The 18,703-nt window shown below is 59.0% G+C and carries 17 protein-coding genes and 2 pseudogenes; 6 read left to right on the top strand and 13 right to left on the bottom strand.

Translation table 11 applies throughout. The annotated features are described in order from the left end of the window. On the top strand, window positions 1-241 hold a 241-nt coding region (locus tag J4E53_RS06480), incomplete at its 5' end, for an OprD family outer membrane porin (protein WP_207268118.1). Between the two features lie 49 nt (window positions 242-290). Here the strand turns inward: J4E53_RS06480 and J4E53_RS06475 are convergent. After that, entirely contained in the window at window positions 291-683 is a 393-nt protein-coding gene (locus tag J4E53_RS06475; protein WP_060742481.1) for a hypothetical protein, read from the bottom strand. A 157-nt stretch (window positions 684-840) separates the two neighbouring features. On the opposite strand from J4E53_RS06475, the gene J4E53_RS06470 reads away from it, so the two are divergent. Both J4E53_RS06470 and J4E53_RS06465 read left to right on the top strand, forming a co-directional pair. Then, the gene (locus J4E53_RS06470; protein ID WP_103308272.1) at window positions 841-1,698 is read left to right on the top strand and encodes a helix-turn-helix domain-containing protein; all 858 of its coding nucleotides are present in this window, start codon (window positions 841-843) and stop codon (window positions 1,696-1,698) included. Between the two features lie 284 nt (window positions 1,699-1,982). Beyond that, window positions 1,983-4,229 carry a TonB-dependent siderophore receptor gene (locus J4E53_RS06465; protein WP_103308271.1) on the top strand — a complete coding sequence of 749 codons (2,247 nt, stop codon included), beginning with the start codon at window positions 1,983-1,985 and terminating at the stop codon, window positions 4,227-4,229. An 18-nt stretch (window positions 4,230-4,247) separates the two neighbouring features. Here J4E53_RS06465 and J4E53_RS06460 read toward each other — a convergent pair whose 3' ends face one another. Further along, window positions 4,248-4,631: a helix-turn-helix domain-containing protein gene (locus tag J4E53_RS06460; protein ID WP_103308270.1), complete on the bottom strand. Its 384-nt coding sequence runs from the start codon at window positions 4,629-4,631 to the stop codon at window positions 4,248-4,250. Between the two features lie 102 nt (window positions 4,632-4,733). Between J4E53_RS06460 and J4E53_RS06455 the strand changes: the two genes are divergently transcribed. The 3 genes from J4E53_RS06455 (at window position 4,734) to J4E53_RS06445 (ending at window position 8,145) form a co-directional block, all read left to right on the top strand. Further along, complete coding sequence (locus J4E53_RS06455) at window positions 4,734-5,852, top strand: NADH:flavin oxidoreductase (protein WP_060742478.1); 1,119 nt, start codon at window positions 4,734-4,736, stop codon at window positions 5,850-5,852. Window positions 5,853-6,001: 149 nt separating this feature from the next. Further along, window positions 6,002-6,766 carry a response regulator transcription factor gene (locus J4E53_RS06450; RefSeq protein ID WP_060742477.1) on the top strand — a complete coding sequence of 255 codons (765 nt, stop codon included), beginning with the start codon at window positions 6,002-6,004 and terminating at the stop codon, window positions 6,764-6,766. A gap of 29 nt (window positions 6,767-6,795) precedes the next feature. After that, a complete protein-coding gene (locus J4E53_RS06445; RefSeq protein WP_177431685.1) occupies window positions 6,796-8,145 on the top strand; it encodes an ATP-binding protein in 1,350 nt (449 codons plus the stop codon). Here J4E53_RS06445 and J4E53_RS06440 read toward each other — a convergent pair. The 11 genes and pseudogenes from J4E53_RS06440 to J4E53_RS06395 form a co-directional block, all read right to left on the bottom strand. Then, the gene (locus J4E53_RS06440) at window positions 8,129-10,096 is read right to left on the bottom strand and encodes a TonB-dependent receptor domain-containing protein (RefSeq protein ID WP_103308268.1); all 1,968 of its coding nucleotides are present in this window, start codon (window positions 10,094-10,096) and stop codon (window positions 8,129-8,131) included. The genes J4E53_RS06445 and J4E53_RS06440 overlap by 17 nt on opposite strands. 197 nt (window positions 10,097-10,293) lie before the next feature. Beyond that, window positions 10,294-10,503, bottom strand: a pseudogene (locus tag J4E53_RS31025) (methyl-accepting chemotaxis protein); the annotation flags it as partial. A gap of 81 nt (window positions 10,504-10,584) precedes the next feature. Next, window positions 10,585-11,577 (bottom strand): annotated as a pseudogene (locus J4E53_RS06435) (PAS domain-containing protein); the annotation flags it as partial. A 113-nt stretch (window positions 11,578-11,690) separates the two neighbouring features. Next, entirely contained in the window at window positions 11,691-12,368 is a 678-nt protein-coding gene (locus J4E53_RS06430) for an energy-coupling factor ABC transporter permease (protein ID WP_103308266.1), read from the bottom strand. Between the two features lie 60 nt (window positions 12,369-12,428). Continuing rightward, complete coding sequence (locus J4E53_RS06425; RefSeq protein ID WP_259333218.1) at window positions 12,429-12,857, bottom strand: nitrile hydratase accessory protein; 429 nt, start codon at window positions 12,855-12,857, stop codon at window positions 12,429-12,431. A gap of 8 nt (window positions 12,858-12,865) precedes the next feature. Continuing rightward, window positions 12,866-13,519: a nitrile hydratase subunit beta gene (gene nthB / locus J4E53_RS06420; RefSeq protein ID WP_060742472.1), complete on the bottom strand. Its 654-nt coding sequence runs from the start codon at window positions 13,517-13,519 to the stop codon at window positions 12,866-12,868. A 19-nt stretch (window positions 13,520-13,538) separates the two neighbouring features. Beyond that, window positions 13,539-14,177 carry a nitrile hydratase subunit alpha gene (nthA, locus tag J4E53_RS06415; RefSeq protein ID WP_103308264.1) on the bottom strand — a complete coding sequence of 213 codons (639 nt, stop codon included), beginning with the start codon at window positions 14,175-14,177 and terminating at the stop codon, window positions 13,539-13,541. 76 nt (window positions 14,178-14,253) lie between these two features. Next, entirely contained in the window at window positions 14,254-15,768 is a 1,515-nt protein-coding gene (locus J4E53_RS06410) for an amidase (protein WP_103308263.1), read from the bottom strand. A 237-nt stretch (window positions 15,769-16,005) separates the two neighbouring features. Next, complete coding sequence (locus J4E53_RS06405; RefSeq protein ID WP_103308262.1) at window positions 16,006-16,530, bottom strand: group 1 truncated hemoglobin; 525 nt, start codon at window positions 16,528-16,530, stop codon at window positions 16,006-16,008. Window positions 16,531-16,636: 106 nt separating this feature from the next. After that, window positions 16,637-17,503 (bottom strand): transporter, encoded by an 867-nt coding sequence (locus J4E53_RS06400; protein ID WP_103308261.1) that lies wholly within the window; start codon window positions 17,501-17,503, stop codon window positions 16,637-16,639. Between the two features lie 87 nt (window positions 17,504-17,590). Continuing rightward, window positions 17,591-18,646: a phenylacetaldoxime dehydratase family protein gene (locus J4E53_RS06395; RefSeq protein ID WP_103308260.1), complete on the bottom strand. Its 1,056-nt coding sequence runs from the start codon at window positions 18,644-18,646 to the stop codon at window positions 17,591-17,593. Window positions 18,647-18,703 lie beyond the last annotated feature (57 nt).

Here is an 18,703-nt window from a genome sequence, read left to right as displayed (position 1 = left end):
CGTCGGCGTGCCGGGCCTGACCCTGATGAACCGCTACATCAGCGGCGACAACGTGCACACCGCCACGGTCGACGATGGCAAGGAGTGGGGCCGCGAAACCGAACTGGCCTACACCGTGCAGAGCGGCGCGCTGAAAAACCTCAACGTGAAATGGCGCAATGCGTCGATTCGTCGGGACTTCAGCACTAATGAGTTTGATGAAAACCGGATTTTCATCAATTACCCCATCTCGCTGCTATAAAACATCACGGGTTCTCCCCCTTGATGAATAGCGGCGTTCAGGGACGCCGCTATTTTTCCTTTGCTTGCAATAAGTTCCGCGCCAGCGCCAAGGCTTCATCTTCAGTGGTTGCGATGAGCATGGGATAACCCCAGAATTTTTCATACACGATTGCGAACGCTTTGCCTGCCAGCCGTTTGGCGAGACTTGATTCGATATGAATCGAGGCTTTGACATAACGCTTGAGTTCGCTTTTGTGGCGCTTCATCCATAGGGCTATTTGTTTCAGTTCCCCTGGTGAGTGTTCCGGTTGCTCCTTGTCCAGACCTTCATTGCTGATCAATACGAAGGGCTCATTGCGAGCAAGCAAGGCTTCGAGCTCGGCAAGTGACTCATCCTGGCTATGGCCCGGTGTGGTTTTTTGCAGCCAAACGAACGGAAATTGTGTGGCGTCTATACGCATTTCTATAGTCCTTCGACACGTTGCCAAACCTCTGTGATGTCCTGCGGTTTCAGGATACTCTGCAAGCGATCCGGCTTAATTGCACAGGCTGGCCACAATATTGTTCAAAACAGCCATTTTCATTTTTTGAGAGCTTAGCGTGGGGCGCACACCTGTTATGGCGAACACTGCTAAAAAAGACAGGATTGCCGTATGGGACGTCGATAGCATTTCGCGGCCCGTCGTAGCCCTCAGCGCTTCGATGGTGAGCAAGGATTGGGAGCAAGCCAGCCATCAACATCGTAAGGCGCAACTGCTTTATTCCGTGCGCGGCATCCTCAATTGTGAAATAGAAGAGGGCGTCTGGATCGTTCCACCACAATGTGCCGTATGGATACCCGGTGGTTTGTCACATGCGACACGTGGTTCAGGAGAGACAGAATGTTATTGCCTGTTTGTTGAACCTGATGCCGCTCCGGATCTTCCGCAAAGCTGCTGCACGATCGGCGTATCACCGCTGTTGCGTGAGTTGCTGCTGAAGGCGGCAGGGTTCTCGGGAGACGCTATCAATGTCCCGCGCGAAGACCGCCTGATCGCAACGTTATTGGACGAATTGTCGGCAGCCCCCGTGGAGGACCTGCATTTGCCGATGCCTCGCGACACGCGTCTGCGCAGGCTCGCTGAAATGCTCTTGGCCGACCCCGCGCTTAAGGTTTCGGTGCGCGAGTGGTCTACTCGCATCGGCATGAGTGAGCGCAGCATGAGTCGGCTTTTGCTGCAGGAAATAGGGATGAGTTTTGGACGTTGGCGTCGGCAATTGCATGTGATTGTGTCACTGCAACGCATGACCAAGGGCGAGAGCGTCCAATCGGTTGCGTTGGAACTCGGTTATGAGGGGCCCAGCGGCTTCATCACGATGTTCCGCAAAACCGTAGGCAAACCGCCTGTGCAATATCTCTCCGCCCGCTCAGCCAGCGCTCTTATCGCAGGTGAGTCATTGCCCGTGCCGTCGATCCTGTTTCCTGACGACGTGTAAGGGCTCGTAGGCGATCTATTCGAACCTGACCAATCCTCGTGGCGGATGGAAAACGGCCAATCGCTGACATTGGCTGAACTGGAAAATAATCTGGCCATCCTTCGATATCTGGCAACGGCGGCTTGTTGCTAGATTGCGCGACAACGAATGCAAATCAGTTTCACTTGAGATTGATTTGTCACTTCTGTTCTCCGGCCTGGTGCCGGTTGAGTTGTCGGCCCTTTCTCAAACCCGTCTCTCGACGGTCGGCCGCTGTCTGTTTTTTTCTTGATAAGGAATGGCTGATGTGGAGTTCGTTGACTTACTGCGGTGAGCGGCGCCCTTGCGTGCCTGAGCGTTTGCTGACAAATCCGGTGACTGCAGCGCTGTTGGTGTTTTTAGGTAGTTCGAGTTGTGTAATGGCGCAGGACCCTGTCGAAGCCGATGAGAACACTCAGTCTCAAGGCGTGATGATTCTCCCATCTGTGACGATAAGCGGGACGAGGACACCCGATACCACCACGACGGAAGGGACGGGGCTTTACACCACCGGCCAGACCACGGCCGCGACTCGCTTGCCACTGACGTTGCGGGAGACGCCGCAATCAATTTCCGTGGTAACGCGTCAACGCATGGACGATCAAAAGCTGGATTCAGTTCAGGGGGTACTGGAGAGCACGACTGGCATCTCGCCTTACCAATCGGATAGCCAACGCACGAGTTTCTATTCCCGAGGCTTTCTGATCGACAACATCCAGTATGACGGCATACCCGCCGTCATTGGCGACGTCATAAACGGCAGCGGCATCAGCGACCTGGAAACGGCATTTTACGACCGTGTCGAAATTGTGCGCGGGGCTAACGGGCTGCTTACCGGCACGGGCAATCCGTCGGCTGCGGTCAACCTGGTGCGCAAAAGACCAACGCCAGAGTTCTCGGCTTCCACCTCTATCAGTGCGGGTTCCTGGGACAGTTTCCGAGAGATGGGAGATGTTTCCGTACCGTTGACAACCGACGGTCGTATCCGTGCACGCATGGTCGGGGTCAATAACGATGGTCACTCCTACATCGATGGTTACCAAACACAAAAGCAAGCGTTCTATGGGGTCATTGAGGCAGATCTCACCGAAGACACCACTTTGGATATTGGGTATGACTATCAGAACAGTTCCCCTGAGCGACCGACATGGGGCGGTGTTCCTCTATGGTTCAGCAACGGCTCAGAGGCAGAATGGTCGCGCTCCAAATCCCTGGCCGCGGACTGGAATCGCTGGGACAGCACCCGACAGACTGCTTTTGCCGAACTTGAACACCGGTTCGATAACGGTTGGAAAGTCCGCGGTGTGGTGAACCAGTACCGCACTAAGCATGACTCCCAGTTATTGGGCGGGTTTGGTACACCCGACCAGGATACCGGCTTAGGCGTTTTTCCTAATGGTGCTTATCCGGTTGCGTTGGCCAGCAAAGGGAAAAGCCGGCAAAACACCTTTGATGTGATGGCGAGCGGTCCCTTCGATTTAATGGGGCGCCAACATGACCTGGTAGTGGGCGCTATGAGTTCTCGGTATACCTCGAACAAAGACGATATCAGTCCCTTTTTTGTAGGGTTCACACCCGGCAATATCTACAATTGGAATAATCATTTCCCCAAGCCAGACTTTGATGCAATGGCGTCTATGCCGACCGATACCGAGGTTAAACAGCGCGGCTTCTATAGTACAGCGAGATTCTCATTGGCCGCCCCATTGAAATTGATTGTCGGAGGACGGTTCAGTCGCTACGAGATCGACGAGACTGCAGGTGGGACGCCGTTCAATTATAAAAAGAGTAATGAGTTCACGCCCTATGCAGGTCTGATATACGACATTGATAGTACGTACTCCGTCTATATCAGTTATACCGGCATATTTAATCCGCAAACATCGTTCCGAGACAGCAATGGCAATGTCCTCACGCCGACGGAAGGCAAGACGAAAGAGATTGGCCTCAAGGCTGAATACCTGGAGGGGCGATTGAATGCGTCTGTCGCATTGTTTGACACTGAACTGGACAACGCTGCACAACCGGATGGCAGTCTTCTTACGCCAGGCGGTGCGCAAGCTTACAAAGGGGTTGATGGCACCCAATCCCGCGGGGTCGAGTTTGACCTGCAGGGTGAAGTGGCTCCCAATTGGAACATCTACGCTGGCATCGCCACTTTCACGGCCAAGGATGGCAATGACGCCAGGTTGAATCCACAGGTACCGCGCACAACCGCTCAGATGTTCACTACGTACAAATTGCCCGGCCTGTTGGAAAAATTGACCTTGGGCGGAGGCGTCAGATGGCAAAGCCGCTTCTTGAGCAGCAGTACGAGCACGAGGGTAGCGGAACAAGACCCCTATGCGCTGACGTCACTGATGGCGCGTTATGAGTTGTCAAGAAACATGGACCTATCAATCAATGTCAACAATGTGTTTGATAAAAAATATGCAACCCAGAAAGGCGATTTCGATACTGTCAGTTATGGAGCGCCGCGTAATGCACTGATGACATTGAACTATAAACTGTAGTTTGCGCGGCTAACCGAATCACTCCGCCAGCTTGAACTCCGCGGCCTCGTCAAACTTCGACCGGGCCGCTTCAACTTCGGGCAGTTTGTCGAGCGTCCATTTATGTAACTCGCGAAATGGCTGCTGCAATGTTCGACCCAGCGGGGTGATCTCATACTGCACTGCCACGGGCGAGAACGAAATGATCTGGCGCGAGACGAGACCATTGCGTTCCAGCCGCCGCAGGCACTGGGTAAGTGCCTTCTGGGTGACGCCCTCCAGGCGACGTCTGATGGCGTTAAAACGATGCGGCCCGTCATCGAGCACCGCCAGAACCATCATCGACCACTTATCAGCGATTTGGTCAAACAGTGCCCGGCTTGGGCACTCCGACGAAAAACATTGCGGCTTTAATTCCAGCATCGAAGTTTCCTCACGTATACCTAGGCGACTCTAGGTGCCTAATTGACATTTGGTTTACAAAATATACTTATATAGCCTCCGAAAGCAAATGGAGTCCATCCGATGGCAAACCCTGATACCAGCATTTTATTTCGTCCTTTTTCCATCCGATCGCTTGAACTGAAGAATCGGATTGTCATGGCGCCGATGACGCGTCTGTTCTCACCCGAAGGTATCCCGGGTGAAGCGAGCACTGCCTATTACCGGCGCCGGGCCGAGGGAGGTGTTGGCCTGATTCTGTCGGAAGGCACCGTGATTGATCGCCCGGCATCGCGCAATGATGCCGGCATTCCTTTTTTTCACGGCGAAGCGGCGCTGGCTGGATGGAAGAATGTGATCGATGCTGTCCACACGGCTGGCGGGCGCATGGCGCCGCAGATCTGGCACACCGGCTCCACGCGCTACATCAACGACTGGGAGCCGGATGCACCCGTTGAAAGCCCGTCGGGCCTTGTTTCGCCAGGTGACCTGCGTGGCGTGGCGATGAGCGAAGAGGACATTGCCGACACGGTAGCCGCGTTCGCCAAGGCCGCAGCGGATGCCAAGCGACTGGGCTTCGATACCGTCGAGATCCATGGAGCCCATGGTTATTTGATCGATCAGTTTTTCTGGTCTGGTAGCAATCTGCGCACTGACCGCTACGGCGGCCCGACAATCAAGGAACGCTCGCGTTTTGCCAGTGAGGTCGTCTCTGCCGTTCGCCAGGCTGTTGGCCCGCAATTCCCGATCATCATGCGCGTCAGCCAGTGGAAGCAACAGGACTACGGGGTGCGCGTTGCTGAAACGCCGGCGGTGATGGAGGACTGGTTGTTGCCACTGGTCGAGGCCGGTGTCGACGTCCTGCACTGCTCGCAGCGCCGCTTCTGGGAACCTGAGTTTCCCGAAATTGACGGTGAGAACGGGTTGAACTGCGCGGGCTGGGCGAAGAAAGTCACTGGAGCCACAACCATCAGCGTCGGTTCGGTTGGGCTGGAGAATGATGTCACTAACGCCTTCGCCGGCAAGGGATCAGCCCCTGCGGGTCTGGATCGGCTCATCGAGCGCATGGAGCGCGAGGAGTTTGATCTGATCGCTGTAGGGCGTGTTCTGCTGAGTGACACGGATTGGGCCACCAAAGTGGAAAAAGGCGAATACGCAAGCCTGAAGGGCTTCAATCCGGCATCTTTAGCTGAATTGGTTTGAATTGCAGTGTGGCCCGGGCATTTACGCGCAGGCCACACTTTCAATGCAATGCCATTCGCTACCCCCCATAAGCGCTGGCCCAAACAATACAACTGAGAAGCGTTCGTAGTATTATCGCTGCCTGTTTCCTTTGGTAGTCCTGCGCCGCGATGCCCCCAATTCCTTCCAGCAAAGCCCCTAGCGTGCTCATCGTCGATGACAGCCGCAAGATCCGCGATCCGCTGGCGACGTTTCTGCGTCGCCACACGTTCGAGGTGCGCACGGCGGCGGATGCGGCGGGCATGTGGCAGTTGCTCAAGCAGCACAGCTTTGAGGTGATCATCCTCGACGTGTCGCTGCCCGATGGCGATGGTTTCGAGTTGTGCAGTCGTCTGTATCGGCGAAGCGATACGCCGGTGATTCTGCTGACGGCGCGCGACACCTGCGCCGATCGGGTTCGCGGTCTTGATCTGGGCGCGGACGACTACGTCACCAAACCGTTCGAGCCCCGGGAACTGGTGGCGCGGATCAACAGCGTACTGCGTCGACGCCGCCCAACCGGCGCGAAACAGGCCATATCGGCGTCCGACCCTGTCGCCGTGAACATGAGTCCCTGCTACCTGTTTGCCGACTGGCGTTACGATGCCCGTCACGCCACGCTGGCACGTGATCAAGAGCCGCCGATTCTGCTCAGCACCGTCGAAAGCAAGCTGCTGCAAGTGTTTCTCAACCATCCCAACACGCTGCTGCCCCGCGAGCGCTTGATTGATTTGACCACCGCAACCGACAGAGACGTGACAGACCGCGCCATCGACCGTCAGGTCAGTCGTCTGCGGCGCAAGTTGGCCCATAAACCGGGGGAACCGGAATTGCTGCGCACCATCTGGGGTGGCGGCTATCTGCTGGCGTCCGATGTCGTGCTGCAGGCGCCATGAATCGCCTGCGGGCCTTGTGGCCGCGCAAGATGGTTCATCAACTCAGTGTGCTGCTGTTGCTTGCGTTACTCGCTTCCAATGCAATCGCCATGCTGGTTCTGCAGCGCACCGGGGCGTTGATCCATCCGCTGTCGCGGACCATGAGCCTGGAACGTCTGGTCACCGCGCACCATGCGGCTCTCGAGGCACCCAACCAGGTCGGCGCCCGGCTGCTGGCGTCGATGATCACCCCGGATGCACATTTCTGGATTGATCGGCGCGCCGACGTCGAGCCCTTCGACATGCGCGCCGAAGAACAACGCCTGGCCAATGTGCTGCGCGAGCGTCTGCAAGTGGCGCCAGACCTTGCCGTGGTCATGCAACTGGAGCGGGTCACCGGCGGTCATGCCCGGGACCAGGTGTTCAGCCCAGCTGGCTGGGCTCCGTTGCGTTTGCGCAGCAGCATCGAACTGCCCGACGGCCGCTACCTCAACGCGTTGCAGCACCCGGTCGGGGCTTACGAGTGGCGCAAAGTCCTGACGTATAGCCTGCCGGTGACGATCATTCCGGTACTGTTGATCGTCATGTTCTGCATCAATCGCGTGGTGCAGCCTGTGAAAACCCTCGTGCAGGCGTCCGAGCGCGTCAGTCGCGGCGAGTGGATTGCCCCGTTGCCGCTGACGGGGCCGCAGGAGGCACGGGACCTGACGGCGGCGTTCAACCACATGCAGGCCAGCATCGCCCGCCATGTCGAGGGCCGCACACGCATGCTCGCCGCGATCAGTCATGACCTCAATACGCCAATCACCGAACTGCGCCTGCAAGTGGAACTGCTGGAGGAGGGCGAGGCTCGCGAGGACATGCTGGAAAGTCTCGAAGAGTTGAGTCTGATGGTGCGCGAAACCCTCAACTTCGTCCGCGAAGACGCTGTGCAGGAGCCGACGCTGACCATTTCGTTGAACGGGTTGCTGGATGACCTGGCCAGACGTTACCAACTGCTGAACCAGCCTGTGACCTGGCACGGAGCGCCGCCGATCATGCTGACGTGCCGGCCCCTGGCGCTGAAACGGGCCCTGACCAACCTGATCGACAACGCCTTGCGTCATGCCGGGGACGCCACGCTGAGCCTGTGTCGCGAAGACGCCGGCACCGTCCGCCTGGACATCCTTGACCACGGTGCAGGGCTTCCCGATGCCTGGTTGAGCAGGGTGTTCGAGCCGTTCGTGCAGCTCGCCGGTGGAACGGCCGATGGGCACAAGGGCGGTGTCGGCCTGGGCCTGGCCATCGCCCGCGCCTGCGTGCAGGCACACGGTGGCGAACTGCTGCTGGAAAACCGCCCGTCCGCCGGATTGTGCGCCGTGGTCAGGCTGCCGGCCGCGCTGCTCAGAAGTTCAACGTAGCGCCCATCCACAACGTGCGACCGTAGTTCACCGTGCCGTAGGTTTCATCGTCCAGGCGCTTGTCGGTGATGTTGTTCAGCGAACTGTTCAACGTGATCGAATCGGTGAGCTCATAAGAGCCGCCCAGATCGGCCGTGGTGTAGCCTGGCGCACTTTCATCGGTAATGGTGTTGCCGGTTTCTTCTCCGTAGTAGCTGACCGACGCCCACGCTTGCGCGCGATCATTGATCGCCCACTCGCCGCGCAGGTTGGCTTTTTGCTTGGGCGTCAGCGCCAGTGGTGCGCCGGCATTGGCGCCGCTTTTCTGTTCCGAGTCGGTGTAGGTGTAATTGGCCTTGAACAACACACTGGCGTTGATATCCCATTGCCCGGTCAGCTCCACACCCTGGATCACGGCCTTATCGATGTTGACCCGGTCCATGACGATGTAACCGTTCCAGCGCTCGTCGGTGGTGATCGTCGACAACTTGTCCTGGAAGTCGTTGTAGAACACCGTCGCGCCCGCCGACAGATCATCGCGGTTGGACCACAACGCCGAGAACTCGTAGTTGGTGCTGGTTTCCGGCTTCAGGTCGGGGTTGCCGAGCATCACGAAACGGTTGCGTCGCAGGTAGGCGTAATCCTTGACCACCGCGCGCAATTCGGGTGCCTTGAAACCGCGGGCGATGCCGCCCTTGAGCGTCCAGTTATCGGTGGCGCGCCACACCCCGTAGATCCGCGGACTGGCGTGGGTGCCATATTGTTCGTGGTCGTCCAGGCGCAGGCCGGTGGTCAGCGCGAAGTTGTCGGTCACCGACCATTCGTTTTCGGCGAACACGGCTTTTTGCAGCACCGAAAACTCGTAATCGACGCGATCGCCCAGGCCCTGGTTCCAGTCGGTCAATTCGCTTTCATTCCATTGCATGCCCACGGTACTGACATTGTGCGTGGTGGGCACCACCAGTTTGGCGTCGAACACGGTGTTCTTGACCTCCGGTTTGCGCCCGTAAATATCGGTTTGCGCCGGCGTGGCCTTGCCTTCGCGGCTGGAGGTTTCCTGGGACAAGGCGATATCCGAAGTGGCCCAACCCCAACGGCCCTGGTGCGACAGCGACCAGTGATCGCGATTGTTCTCCTGCTTGCGGGTGGCCCAATTGGCACTGATGCCGTCGCCGTTCTTCAAGCGCGTGGCGCCAGCCTCCAGCAGGATGTCGTGGTCGACGGTCGGGGTGAAGGCCAGGCGTGCGGTCAGGTCGCGGTGATCGGCCTGGCTGAAACCGTTGGTTTGCTCGATGTCGTCATCGGCCTGACGATCCAGGTAACGGCCCCAGACCTGCAAGCCGAGAAAATCTTCGTGCAACGGACCATTGAGGTAGAACTGCGTCTGACGGGCGTTGCCTTGGTCACTGTGCTGGCGCGCGGAATAATCGTAGGACACCGAGCCGCCCCACTGCGGCGAAACCTTGCGGGTAATCACGTTGATCACCCCGCCAATGGCGTCCGAACCGTACAGCGACGACATCGGCCCACGCACCACTTCGATACGCTCGATGGCCGCCGCCGGCGGCACGAAACTCTGCTCGTAACCGCTGTTACCGTTGACCCGCGATTCCCGGGCACTCTGGCGCTTGCCATCGACCAGAATCAGCGTGTAATCGGCCGGCATGCCGCGAATGGAAATGTCCGTCTCATTGGCCCCGCCGTTGACCGTTACCCCCTCGACATCCCGCACCGCGTCACCCAGATCGCGATACGACTTGCGGCGCAGCGTCTCCCCATCAATCACCGTGACAGAGGCCGGCGCATCCTCGACGCGTTGCTCGTAGCCGGAAGCGGTCACGACCACATCATCAAGGGTCATGGCCTGCGGTTCGGCAGCCTGGGCGGACGTGCACAGCGCGCCGGCTGCACTGGCGGCCAGGGCGAAACGCGTCCACGGGGACAATGTTGGAAAACGGAGAGGGGAGTGCATGGGGTGTCCTTTACAATTCAACTTAAAAGAGAATCGTAATCATCTGCACTGGTGAAGATTGGACAAAGTGTGACAGGCAAATCCTACAGCACCCCACTGTAGGTTCGAGTTCACTCGCGAAAACCCAGGAGCGTCACTGCCTGGGTCTTGTACGAGAAGTCGGGGCGAATAGCATGGGGCCCCGCTTGAACTCAGTACCTCTCGATCATGTCGGCCGCCTGCTGGGTGGCCTGGCTGGTCCGGGTGGCCAGCTTGCGGACCTCGTCGGCGACCACTGCGAAACCCCTTCCGGCCTCACCGGCTCTGGCCGCCTCTATGGCCGCATTCAGGGCCAGTAGATTGGTCTGTTTGGCGATGCTTTGGATGGCGGCGACTATCTGCGTCAGCTTGGCGAGGTTTTCCTGCATGGCTTGATGCTGACGTTCCTGAGTCTGGCGCAACTGGCTTTCCTCGCGATGGGAGTGCACGTCTGTGATCGCCCCCACTGTACGTAAGGGCGTGCCGTCGTTGCTTCGCTGGGTCTGACCTCTGCCTCTGAACCAACGGTACTCGTCGTTGCGGTGCTTGAGGCGGTAGGTCACATCGAAGGGTGTTTGGCCGGAGCGGTCGGCGACATGGTCGACAAAGGCTTGCACGGCACGCTGGCTGTCTTCGGGATGCAGGCGTGACAACCAGCTTTCGAACACATTGGGAAACTCTTCGATGGTTTCGTAGCCGAGCATGCGACGCATCTGTGACGAGAACCAGATGACGTTATGGGGATTGGCTGGATCGCCTGCGACGATATTGATATCCCAGAGCGCGTCCTGGATGCATTCGCGGGAAATATCGAAGCGGGCCGAGAGCATCGCGAACTCTTCGTCTCGCAAGCGCTGTTTGTGGATGTCGCGCAGCATACCGACGCTGATCTGTGGCAGCCCCCGTTCGTCACGGAGCGTTTCACCGCAGATCTGGACCCAGCGGTATTCTCCCGAGTGGCTCTCGAGGCGCACCTCCACCTGGTAGGGCGCATGCCCGCTGCGATCGGCAAGGTGATGGGCCAGGGCATCCAGGTTGGCCTGGCGGTCGTCAGGGTGAAGGCAATCGTTCCAAGGGCCTAGATAGACGGGGAGATCCGTTTGGGTGGGCAGGTTGCCGAACCATTGCAGCACTGCATCACGTGCGGGCTGCAGGCGGCCATCGAGCTGCAATTTCCAGAGCAGATCTTCCGACCCGCTTGCCGCCAATTGCCAAAGTTGTTCTTGATCATGCAACCGCGTTTCGTATTCACCCAACTGAAGCCTGAGGCGTTGCAGTTCAGCATTAAGGTCGACCACGCTGGCCCGGAGCGCCGTGCGATCGGCGAGCAGGCGTTCGATGCCCGCCAGTACCCGTCGCAGGGACGAATCCTTCGCCGCTATCGATACTCCCTCGCCGTCGTGCTGTTCCAGCCGGTCGCCGAGCAGCTTCAATTCCTTGCGGGTGCTATTTCTGAAAAACATCAAACACCTCTGGTTCGCTCACGAGGTTTCGGGACGGTTCTCGCTCTTGATGCCCCCGAGCATTACGGTCTTCGAATGCCCGGGGACAGTCTGGCCTGGAGGAGTCTGTCGACTCAGGCGGCCTGGTACAGACGGCGCTCGAGCAGCGTGCTACCACGCAGGCGATGTGTGGCCTTGGCACCGGCCAGCACGGCCAGGTCCAACAGCGGTTCGAGGATGACGACGGTCATGTAGGCGCTGCCGAAGGTCAGAATTGACAGGGCGTTTTCTGCTGTGAAGCCTTGCCCGTAGAAGGCCCAGAAGGCAACCCAGGCGACAATGCCCCCCTGAAAGGCTGTCGACAGCCCCAGCGCTTGTCTGTAGCTCAGCTCCACATACGGTGTGTTTGGCGCGATGATGCGTTTCGCCAGGGCGGTAACTGCGAACAGCGGAACCAGAAGGGTGGTGACGTTCATGCCGTATTGCGGCAGGTCGAATGGCGCGAAGAACAGACCCTGGATCAGCAGTCCCAGGGCCAGACCCACTGCCGCAGGTGCGGCGCCGAGCAGCAGAAACAGCGTTGACCCGAGGATGAGATGGACCTCGGAGACGCCGACGGGATGATGCGGTAGTAGCTCGAAGAAGCTGAATACCAGGGCCGTGGCGGTGACAGTGCGAGCCAGCAGCGAGAAGACACCGCGCTCGCCCATGGCTTGGGCAGCGAGTTTGAGGGTGTAGGCGCCGGCACCTGCGGCAGTGACGTAGCTCAGCCAGAGTTTTCCAGCTTCCACCAGGTTAGGTTCGATATGCATGACGATTGCCCCTTGGCCGCTACGCGACCTCGAAAGTAAAAAAACAGGACGACTCCGGCCTCAGCTTATGGCCCGGCTGATCGCCACCGGCTCGTGCCGCGGCAGGTGTTCGTGGCCGTTTCCATGGGCCGGTGGGCAACTCGCATTGAGCAGCGTCACCGGCTGTCCGTGGGGGGTATTCAAGTAAGCCTGCTGCCATTCCTCGGTGCGGCGGGTGATGTCTTCCATACCCGTTAAACCGAGTGTGGTGACCATTCTTTCCAACGCTGTGAGCCACTGCCGGTAGTAAGTGTCGTTGACGCTTTCTCCGGGTTGCGCCGGGGCAGCCTTGATTTCGTCGCTGAATACCTGCACCCAGTCCTCCCAGGGGAACAGACCGATCTGGTGCAGGTGTACCAGCAGGGAAAAAGCCTCGGCCTGCCAAGGTTTGTCGAAGACCGGGCCTTCATCGTCGAGAGACAGGCCGGCTATTGGGGGGATGTGACGCATGCTGGCGCTCATACGGCCTCCAGATAGTTGTCCCACAGATCAATGCAAACACTGTCCGGTCGCGCCACTCCCCACAGTTCTGTCGCACTGAAGCGAACGGCATAGACCTGTTGGGGTTGTTCGCCGAGACCGTGTGCCATCGTGTCCGGGGTGGCAAACGCGCCGTGTGCAATCTCGATGGTCCCGACCTTGCCGCGCGCGTAGCGGGGCAGTCGGGTGTGGGTGGTTGGGTTGAGGTTCTTCGTCCGCACCCGGTCACCGACCCGGAAGCGGCCGCAGACGGGTTCCTTTGCCCGGGAAGAGGCGCCGCCGAGCACTACGGCCTCGACGATGTCCGGTGTTAAAACAGTGATGGGCTGTGTCGATGGGGTTGGTTTGGCCGTACCCTGCAGTTCGCCAGTGCTGATCACGCCTTTTTCCAGCAGCAGGTTCTCGAAGGCATGCAGCCAATGCTCGTAGTAACTGGACTGCAAGTATTCAGCCGGTTCCATGCGTTCAATGGAGTGTCGGAATTCGTCGACATTGAAGTGTCCGCCGACGAAGAGCGAGGCGAACAGCGGAAAGACCCTGCGCTCCCAGTCGTGATGGAAGATGGGTTCATTTTCTTCGGTGAGCACCGGGCCGAAACCGTGCATACCGCCTAAGTCGTGTACACCGTTCATGGTTTTCTCCTTCTCGGGTTCAGGCTTCGTCGCCCGGCGTCTTCGGCAGGCCAGTGCCGATCATGGCGTCACGCGTCACCAGCTCGACCAGTCGTTCCTCGCTCCAGCCGTCAGTACCGGCCGGACGTTCCGGCAATACCAGGTAGCGCAACTCAGCACTGCTGTCCCAGACGCGAACTTCCTTGTCATCGGGAATGATCAAGCCGAATTCGGCCAGCACGCTGCGCGGATCGATGACGATCCGTGACCGATAGGGCGCGGATTTGTACCAGACGGGTGGCAGGCCCAAGGTCGGCCAGGGGTAGCAGGAGCACAGCGTGCAGACCGTCACGTTGTGCACGGTCGCGGTGTTCTCCACCACCACCATGTCTTCGCCCTGCACGCCGGAAAAACCCAGCTCGGCAATGGCCGCGGTGGCATCTTCCAGCAGCCGATGCTTGTAATCGGGATCGAACCAGGCCTTGGCGACCACCTGGGCGCCGTTGCGCGGGCCGACCTTGTGCTGGTAAGTGTCCACCAGCGCATCCATGGCGGCTGGGTCGACCAAGCCCTTTTCGATCAACAGGGATTCGAGTGCCTTGACACGCAAGGCGATGGCCTCGGGGGGCTCGGTGTGGTCATGATCGTGATCGTGATGATGTTCGTGGGTATGGCTCATGTCTTGGCTCCTCTGAAGTTGATACTCACTTTCAGTGCTACTTGCCGGTGTTCGTTCGCCAATGCGATGCGCAGGTCTACAACGTCCGCCAATCGACAGAGGCCTCGAATGCGGCTGCAGCCTGATAGAGGGTGCCTTCGGCATAATGTTTTGCGACTAACATCAGCCCCACGGGCAGTCCGTCCACCAGGCCGCAAGGGATCGACATGGCGGGGTGCCCTGTAATGTCCTGAGCGGCCGTATTGCCAAGCATCTCCAACGCACGCGTGACGGTCTCGGTGATTGAAGAACCCGGTTCCGGGAGCGGCTGGGCGGTGATTGGCACTGTCGGCATGACGAGCAGGTCATAGGTGTCCAGTGCCTTGTCGTAGGCCGCTCGGGCAAAGCGCGCTATGTTCTGGGCCTTGGCGTAGTAGCGACCGTTGTAGCGCTCCAGACCGAACTGGCCGACGAACATGCAAAGCTTGAGGGACGGCGACAATGCGTTTGCCTGATCGCGCCAACCGACCTGTTTGTCCAGCAGGCCCACGTCGTAAAGCCCCTTCCAGTTAAAACCCGCGCCATTGCCGTGCATCATTTGCATGGTCAGGCCTTCACAGCCGATAGGGCTCCATAACGATCCCGCCAGGTTGTGTTCGGGAACCGATACCTCCTCGACCCGCGCGCCCAAGGCTTCGAGCCGGGCGATAGCGCTGCGGACCTTTTCTGCGATACGTGGATCCTGGTTGGCGAGTTGGAAGCCTTCCTGGAGGATCCCGATCCGGAGTCCGGTCACGCCTCGTTCCAGATAATCGCAATAGGCATCGACCTTGGGGGCGGCCTGGCGAGGGTCGAGCCCGTCGGCGCCGGCCATCACTTCGAGCATGAGCGCGTTATCGCGTACGTTGTTCGTCATGGGGCCGACATGGTCGAAGGTGGACTCGATCGCCATGACCCCGGTGTAAGGCACTAGACCCCAGGTAGGTTTCATTCCATAAATGCCGCACCATGCGGCAGGAATGCGGATGGAACCGCCTTGGTCGCCACCGATAGCCAGGTCGACCGCGCCCGTCGCCACAAGCGCCGCGCTGCCCGAAGACGAACCGCCCGTCGTGAAACCATGGCGAAAAGGGTTGTGCACAGGCGCGGGGTCCGAGGTATGGCTACCACCGGAGAGGCAGTAATGTTCGCAGGTGGCTTTGCCGAGGATGGTTGCTCCCGCGTCGAGCAGACGCGTCACCACGGTGGCATCAAACGACGGTACGAAACCCTCCAGTGGTGCGGCGCCGTTCATCATCGGGACACCGGCCAGAGAGATATTGTCTTTGAGCGCGACCGTCTTGCCAGCGAGTTTGCCCGAACTGGCGCCCATCACCTCAGTTCTGTAGTACCAGGCGTTCAGCGGGTTTTCCGTGCTTGAAGGGCGATAACCGGAACTGCGCTCGTAGCGCACTGAAGGGATGAAATCAGGCAACTCATCGACGAGGTCGTAGGCATCGAAACTGGATTGCATGAGCGCCAGGTATTCGCTGGCTTGCTCGGGTGTCAGCTGTATGTGCAGGCGGCTGGCGAGATCCTGCACTTGTTCGAGAGTCGGGCGGATGATGGCCATGGGGTGTCCTGTGTCCTGTGCCAACCCGCAGGGGCTGGCAATGTCTGTTCAAACGTCATCTCGGGGATGCCCGGGCACGGTGCGCACGATTGGCGAGCCGTGGCCGGGGCTGGTATCAAGCTATCTCCACAGATTGAGCAGCGCTTGGCTGAGGAGGACAGTCGCTTGGTTGAGCGGGACTCGCTTGCTCCTCCACGGTCGCCCTCCATTGCTGTGGCTCAGGCTTATGCCGGGGTATCAGTCTTCGGATTCAGGCGTGGTCTGTTTCCGAGACGACTTCCCTGGTTTTGGCCAGACAACCCCAACGCTTCTCATGCCTTTGGCAGGGTCCATTTCCGGGTGCGCGAGTACGACGTCCCGATAGGAGGGGCTCCCGATCACCGCCGGTTTGAACTTGATGAGGAAGTCATTGACCTCTTTGCGCAGATCCGGGGCCAGAGCGTAGTCGTCGTAGCACGCCTCGAGACAATCGAGCACGGCTTGCCAGTGCACCTCGGTCAGCCCCATTCCGCGATGCGCGGTGACCATGTCTCTCCCCCTGTATTTGGCGCTTCCACCCCAGTGCTCGGAAAGGAAATCGACAAAATTGATGTGTTCCTTTTGGAACGTCGATTCCGACATATGGGCCCAGATGTGCCCGATGGCAGGGTGTCCCATTGTCTTTCTCAACACTGCGCCTGCGAACTGATAGATCACGTCATAGCCGCCAAGACGGGTATAGAGGGAGGGTTGTTGTTCCGTGGTGGGTTGCTGGTCGGTCATTGTCTGGTTACTCCGTTTCGGGTGAGAGGCATCTCATTAGCCAACTGTCGCGTCGTTGGGCACACGCTTGGTTGATAAGGACAACGGGTGGTAGAGACGGGCGGGCCTAAAAGACCCTGACGTAGCGCAGGTTCATGCGAAAGTCTTCTTTGGGGCCGTTCTCCACCGCAAGGTCGCGTCCGAGTTGCACTTGGAGTTGGTCCTTGGCGGTGAAAAACTTTCTGGCCGTGACGCGGACGTTGGTGGTTTCCATCCTGTCGTCCTGGTTGACACCATCGATCTGGTTTTCCCCGCCCCAACTGTGGCCGAAGCCGATAGCCAGCGCAGTGGTCTCGTCGGGCATGTAGCGCCCCATTAACTGAGCGCCGTAGGAAACGTCCTGCTCCCGGCGGGCGGAGCTGGCGCCGAAGTCGTTGTTGTCCCCGTACCAGATGGCGTCACCGACGAGGTCGATGGCCCAATTCTCCGTGAAGTGCTTGACGTAAGCGGCCTGGAGATCAACCTTCCAACGGTTCTCGCCAATGTTGAGCGCGTCGTCTTTGTCATAGTCACCAGTCGGCACGTACAGGTAGGCGGTCGCACCGAGGGTGTCGTTGGCGTCGTTGAGACGGTACTTGAGCGGCGCGGTGAGAATGAGGTCGCCGATGCCGCTGGCGTCGCCTAGACCAGAAGCGTCACCACCGCCCGAGACATGACCGAAGGGCAACAGGAATTGAGGCTCGATGGTCAGTCGCTCGCTCAACTGATAGACGTGCAGCAAACGCAGAATGCCGATATCGGAAGTCAGGTTGAAATCGGAACTGGTCTTGTGCCCCTGGGCATAGGCACTGTCCGTGGTGGCGTGCTGGTAGTAGACCACGCCGATGGTCGCTCCCACGGGGAGCGGCTCGTAATCGCCAGGGTCCACCTCGAGGGCATGGGAGGAAAGGCTGGGGAGGAGGGCGGCAAGCGACAGGTAGCGGAACTGTTTCATGATCGACGATCCTTTTTTCGGGCAAAAAGAGCCCCGCAATCGCCAGTCAGGCAATGCGCAGGGCTAAAAGTGGAGTCAGCGATGGAGTCAGGCGGGCGACACTTGCGCGTCGCGCATCATCCCGGTCTGCGGATGGCAGTTGATGTACTCGAACAGTTGTTGGCTACCGTCCGCTACCGAGACCTCGTGATACAGCCGCAGCTTCGAAAGGCCCCCGATCACTCGGAAGAACGTGGTGAAAATACGCAAGTGAGTGGGGTGGGATTCTGCCCAGCGCTCCAGTTTGTCGAGGGATCGCCAGTGACCGATGTCATAGGCGATGTCGAGGAGATTGCCATCCAGGTCGACATTGCGTACGAAGCGGTTGCTGTAGCAGCCCAGCGCCTGCCCCTCGTCACGCAGGAAGTTCATGCCGTCTTGCAGTGGCGGCAGCATCTCGTTGAAGTAGAGCGCACGCTCTTCGTCGCCGGCTTCGACCCAGTCTTGTCCGGAGCGGATCAGCGTCAGGTTGTCGTGGCCGCGTACCACGACCCTGCCGCCCTTGGCGGGGTCGCCTGAAATGACTTGCAGTTCGCTGGTCGGCTGCATCCAGTCGGTCTGTGAGATAGCAAAGCGATCCCGCGCCGAGCCCCAGTAGCCGTGCTCCTCGATCTCGCCGCTGATGCCGTCCATGATCGCACCGACACCTGGCAAATCATCCTGGAATGCATACAGCGTCTCGAACTGCTCGGCACGTGGTGCGATGACTTCGCGGAAATACCCCAACCCCTCGTTCAGGCGCGCATCGTCGCCCCACCAATCGGCCACAGGCGCTGAAAGTAGCCATCGGTGATAGGCGGCGGGATCACGCCAGTAGCCCACGGCGATGAAGTTTCCGTAACCCTGATTGTCGAGGTGGTAGGTCAGGTCGTGATTCCCTGGGCCATCGGCGAGGGCAAAGCTTGCGTCAATGTAGCGCATGGCTTGCAAGGCGGCGGCGCGTTGCTCGTCGCGGAATTGCACCCCGAGGTAAGCCATTACAACTTGCTTCACGTTTTCGTCAGCCCGCCCCACAAACATCGGGAAGGGTGGCTGGTAATCGTCGTGGACACGACGGGACAAAGTCCGCGGACATTTGAGATGTTTATCGATTGCAGATTCCATGGGGGGCTCCTTTATTTCCGTCTCAAACGGACGGTTCGCTGTTCTACATCCCAGTGG

This window comes from Pseudomonas sp. FW305-28, assembly GCF_017351395.1.
Lineage (GTDB): Bacteria > Pseudomonadota > Gammaproteobacteria > Pseudomonadales > Pseudomonadaceae > Aquipseudomonas > Aquipseudomonas fluorescens_AA.
This window is presented reverse-complemented; position numbering and strand designations above follow the sequence as displayed.